The sequence below is a fragment of the ANME-2 cluster archaeon genome (assembly GCA_014237145.1).
In the GTDB taxonomy this organism is placed as follows: Archaea; Halobacteriota; Methanosarcinia; order Methanosarcinales; family Methanocomedenaceae; genus Methanocomedens_A.
Genome location: JAAXOC010000050.1, coordinates 1 through 5,390, shown reverse-complemented (window position 1 = coordinate 5,390; position 5,390 = coordinate 1). Strand labels below are relative to the sequence as shown.

At 43.2% G+C, this 5,390-nt stretch carries 4 protein-coding genes; all 4 read right to left on the bottom strand.

Going from position 1 to position 5,390, the window contains the following annotated elements; genetic code table 11:
- Window positions 1-2,425 (bottom strand): DUF1616 domain-containing protein (locus HF974_06875; protein ID MBC2698051.1); only part of this gene is annotated, 2,425 nt, incomplete at its 3' end.
- 57 nt (window positions 2,426-2,482) lie between these two features.
- Entirely contained in the window at window positions 2,483-2,740 is a 258-nt protein-coding gene (locus HF974_06870) for a hypothetical protein (GenBank protein MBC2698050.1), read from the bottom strand.
- Complete coding sequence (locus HF974_06865) at window positions 2,737-3,600, bottom strand: M48 family metalloprotease (protein MBC2698049.1); 864 nt, start codon at window positions 3,598-3,600, stop codon at window positions 2,737-2,739. Before HF974_06865 ends, HF974_06870 begins: the two co-directional genes overlap by 4 nt.
- A gap of 86 nt (window positions 3,601-3,686) precedes the next feature.
- Window positions 3,687-5,117 (bottom strand): nucleotide sugar dehydrogenase, encoded by a 1,431-nt coding sequence (locus HF974_06860; protein ID MBC2698048.1) that lies wholly within the window; start codon window positions 5,115-5,117, stop codon window positions 3,687-3,689.
- Window positions 5,118-5,390 lie beyond the last annotated feature (273 nt).

Genomic DNA, 5,390 nt, shown 5'->3' with positions numbered 1-5,390 from the left:
TATCAGCTTTTGATGGATCAACTGAGTGGTACTTTACATCTTTATACCAGATATTACCAGAACTGGTACGGGTTGTATAAACTGCATCTCCTCCTCCCACAACTCCATCTCCTTTGAAATATAATGTAAGATATTCGGTTGAACGAAGTTCAGAATAATCTCTGGATATTGTAACTGTTTTACCCGATTTGATCGAGAGAATATTCCCCCTGAGTTCAAGCTCGGCAGCATATCCCGGAGTGCTGACCACACCCAAATCCTGGTCTGAGAAAGGACTAAACACGATATCGTCCCACCATACCAGTACTTCATCAGAACCCACCTGCAGTTCCTGCACCCGCATTTCAAGCCGGTTGTTCCTGGACAACATAACCGGGACCTCAACATGCTGCCAACCCTCATCTCCTGCAATATCATCTTCCCATACCACCCTGTCATTAAGCAACACCTGCTTTTTATGATAACCGGGCCTGTTGGATCTGATAGAATCCTTCACATCAAATGTCAGCATCACAAGACCGTTTGGTGAATCTTTGATATATTGATGGATCGCTCCAAAATCCCCTGCAGTTGAGTAATCTTTCGGAACCAGCCGCATCTCATACGAAAGCACTGGTGAATGTGATGTATAATCTGTATAATTCCCGGTATAATTGACCCCAGTGAAATACCATACTGATGAATATTCCATGTCGCTGTTAAGAATTTCAGGAGGCGTGATAACATATCCAAGTGCAGTAGCAAGATCATCATAATCTATTGAAGATGATACCAGCACCTCATCGCTGCGGTAAGGCTTTTCATCCCATTCCTTATACAATACAGCTTCAAGTTTGATGTTCGGACCGACCGCTTCAGGAATAAAAGTAATATCCCCTATCCAATCTTCACGACCGGCAAGCCATAACCTCTGGTTACTGATCGGGATATTGTCCATCCTGATCTCAAGGTTGTACTCAGTATGATCTGGTTCATAATTTTCTACTACCACAGTGATATCTGCAGGCACTCCCAGGGTTAAATTCGAATTCCAGTCACGGATGCTCACATCAGTGAGGGTCCTAAACTCGATATCATCCCACCAGACCTTCATACTCTGGTTCTCAAGGTTCTTTTGTGCATATACCCTCAGCATTACACGATTAGTTTCAGACAGCCTTACCAGGGACTCAACATGCTGCCACCCCTCATCACCGGCCGTATCATCCTCCCAGACAACCCTATCATTGAACAGCATTTGCTTCAGGTAATTTCCTTCTGTGTTGGAAGTAATAGAATCTTTGACATTAAATGTCAGTATTGCCAGTCCTTTCTGTGTAGCACTTATATCCTGATACACTGAACCGAAATACCCGCTCCTTACATGTTGTCCAGGTTCACTACCTGAAATATCAATCTCATACGAGTGAGATTTTGATACAAAAGTATGATTACTATAATTCCCTGTAAAAAAATCTCTTCCTGAAAATATCCAGCCACCTTCTCCTTCCATATTTCCATTGATGAGCTGGGGAACGAATATCAGGTAACTTTCAATACCACCCGGATCATCAGGATCAAATATCGTATTGACCCATAGGTGTACTGAACGATAATTCGCCCCCTCTCCATCTTTGGATAACAGAAATTCCAGTTTTATCTTCTGGCCCATGACATCAGGTATGTATGTTACATTCTCTTCCCATTTATCATTATGATCAAGTTTGATTTCCTTTTCTGTCAGAACCACTCCATCAAGCACCACCTGCAAGGTATAGTTAACAGGTGCATGTTCATAATTCTCAATTCCTACTATAGTAGTAGCTGGCTCACCAAAGGATAAATTCGTCTGGTAACCTTCCGCTTTCCCACCAGGTCCAAGTATATACAGGGCCGTGAATTTCTCTTCCTCAAAAGTGAGCTTTGCATAGATAAGCATCCCGCTTGCAATGATGATCGACCCGACCATTGCTATGATCAGTGCTTTCTCGATATCGGTCATCTTTTCTTTTGTCTTCAATGATTCAATAAATGTTTTGACATCAGGTACAAAACGCTGCTCATGAGGCAGCCGCTTTCTCATGAAGTATGTAATTATCACAAAGAAAAGGATTATTAACGTTAGTGAGACTACGATGGATGTGGGCCTGAAGCGCCAGACTGTTATACTAATCGCAAAACCGTCAAAGACCGTTATAGCAATACTAAGGCCCACGCTCATGGTGAAACGTTCAATCACACTGATATCCCGTCCTGGGAACATTGCCGCTATGAACACATATCCTGGTAGGAACAACAAGAGTACCAGTGCAAGCGGGATTCTGAGAAAAGTTTCGCTAAAGGGTGGAATAAGTATGAACAGAATAGCTAAAAAATTAGTTAGAAGAACTAAATACAGGTCTGACCATGGTGATTGAAACAATGATTGAAGCAGTGTTTTTTTCATTCTATCACAAACCTGTTACTAGTTACTAGTTACTAATATCGTCTTGATCAATATATCTTAGCTCAATTTGTTTTTGAATATCAGGTACATCATACTGTGTGTGATAATCAGCATACCCATATAAGCTCCTGTGATCATGAAGGAATCCATTGCTCTGAAATCCTTATTGTAGATTGTATAAACCACGATAATCCCAAACAGGATCAGCATATGGGTGATGGTGCTGTACAGCAGTGTTTTTTTCCATCGCGTGATGCTCTCATATTTGTCAACGATTTTTTCATTCATCACGGTTGCATATTCCAATAGCTTCATACTTGCCGACCTGCCATTTGTCTGGTACGTATGGCTTCTATTCGCTCATCCAGACCAGGGTGTGTATTGAAAAGTGTATAAAAATCATCATCGATATCATTGCTTTGGGACAGGGGATCGATAATGTTCAGCAGTCCATGTGCAGGATTTATCTCCTCATGTCTGGTCTCACTGAAATGTCTCCCCATCTTTTCAAGCATTTTGATATATACTTCTGGTTCTTTGTATATTTCCACTGCTGTTGCGTCTGCAATATATTCCCTGCTTGCCGGTGTTGTCAGCAGTACTAATGAAGCTGCAGGCGGGGCAACAAGTGCCATGGCAAGAAATTTAATGATCCTGGGTGCAGGGTCATTTTCCTGGCCAAAGCCTGTGAGTAGTGCACCCCACAGCGCAACGGTGGCAAACATCGTCAATATACCTGCCACAAATGCTACCAGGGTTTGCCTGTGTATCTGGTTTAGCTTTATGTGTGACATCTCATGGATTAGCACACATGTTAATTCCTCTGAAGACAGGATATCCAATAATTTATCAGTGAATATAATTGAAGCTGAATTGCAGTCACGTCCAACCGTGAATATTAATGGAATATTTTTATTTGATAAATAGAACCGGGGGACTGGAATATTTACGATATCTGCAAATTCTTCGATAGTAGCCATGAAATCAGGAGAATCTTCTTTCGTTACTTCCCTGCTGCTGTAGAGTTTTACAATAATAAAAGCCGGCAGATAATATAAACAACCTGCAGCAATCCCGGAAATAATAAGACCTGCAATTGCACCATAGATTGCACCTGAAGCATCATTAATAAAATAACCTGCAACTCCGCCTATGCTGCAGATGACCAGTGCCATTCCAATAAAGAATAGATATATTTTTTGTTTATCTTGCATGATTTGGGGTAATCCAATTCCTGCCCTGATTTCCAGGGAATCTATTTTCATTGTGGGGGGTGACTGTTCTTATCTCCCCTCCCGATTCCTTTGTATACAAATCCTTCGCTGATAAATTCATCGGGATTTATAACATTCCGCCCATCTACGATTACCGGATGTTCCTGCCCCATTAACCTTTCCAACACTCTGGCATCAAGTTTGAAATACTCATTATGTCCTGTCAATATTGCCACCACATCAGCACCCTTCACAACATCGGATAACTCATGGGAAATATCCACACCAGGATAATCCATCACATGGGGATCATGAACATCCACCATGCACCCGGAATCTATCAACTGGTCCCTGTACGGCTCGGACGGCGGGTTCCTTGCATCATCCGAATTACTGATAAACGCCCAGCCCAGTATGGCAACCTTGGAACCTGCCGGGGTCTTGTCTACACTTGAAAGAGCATCAATGGTCAGGTTATACATATGCACAGGCATGAAATCATTCACCTTGCGTGCCAGTACGAAAATTGAATCAAGCCCTTCAGGATAATCGAGCGTTCCCGCAGATACCTTCACGCCCCGCTCCAGATGGTAGGTATCCTTGGTCAGGCAGTGCCCGCCTACCCCTGCACCGGGATAAAGCATAGCCCTGGTAATACCCTCTCCCTTCAGGCTATCCACGCCTGTGCGCACATCATATACATTGATACCCATGGCCTCGCAATACAGGGCCAGCTGGTTGATGGCTGCTATCTGCAGGTCCCTGAACGTATTCTCAGCTGTCTTGGTCACCTCGGCGGCCGTGGCGGTCATAGAGATGACTTTGCCTGTGGTCATTACCGGAGTGTACAGATCCACAGCCCTATCAGTACTGGCCTGGTCGATACCGCCCACTATCCTGTCATGTTCCTGGATATTGCGGATCAATCTGCCGACCATCACTCGCTCTGGTGCATGGGCCAGTAAAAAATCATTACCTGCCGTTAGGCCCGATTCCTCTTCCAGAACCTGTCTGGCAATACCTTCTGTAGTGCTTGGTGTGATAGTGGATTCCAGTACTACCAGAGTCCCTTTAGTAAGGAACTTGCCTACCTGCCGTATCCCCTCAATAAGGGCACCGAAATCCGGTACCAGGCTTTCTGCACTTAAAAAAGGGGTCTGGATCGCAAGGGTTACCGCATCTACCTCAGATATCTTACTGAAATCTGAAGTACATCTGAACTTACCGGCCTCAACAACCTTTTTGATAAGGTTTTCCAGGCCCGGTTCGTCACCTTTTAACGGACTTTCGCCTCTGTTCAACATGTCTATCTTGAATCCCGAAGTAGGAGAGTCGCGCTGAAAACCCCATACGAAGTCAAAGGATTTGGAATCTGCAAATAATACGGCAGCTGGGATTCCCACATATCCCATGCCTACAACACCAATACTCTTTATCTGTCCGTTTCTATCCGGCAGCCGGGTTAGTGGATCTGTCATATTTACACCAAATGTTTTTTTTTAATACATGGAATACTTTATTATTCGTAATTACAACTTTATCGTTTAGTCATTGTATCTTTATTATTCGGTTATTGTATCTTTATTGTTCGGTTATTGTATCTTTATTGCTCGAGCTTCGCTATATGATCTAATAGCAGCCTTTGCCACTTCCAGAACATGCAGACCATCGCTACCGGAAGGGTATGGATCCATACCATTTGAAATGGATTTTATGAAATATTCCAATTCATTCTTCAAGGGCTCTGACTT

What these genes read in the sequence shown, in the direction of transcription:
- HF974_06870 (MBC2698050.1), bottom strand. Translation starts at nt 2,740, where the DNA reads ATGAAGCTATTGGAATATGCAACCGTGATGAATGAAAAAATCGTTGAC.
- HF974_06865 (MBC2698049.1), bottom strand. Translation starts at nt 3,600, where the DNA reads ATGGCACTGGTCATCTGCAGCATAGGCGGAGTTGCAGGTTATTTTATT.
- HF974_06860 (MBC2698048.1), bottom strand. Translation starts at nt 5,117, where the DNA reads ATGACAGATCCACTAACCCGGCTGCCGGATAGAAACGGACAGATAAAG.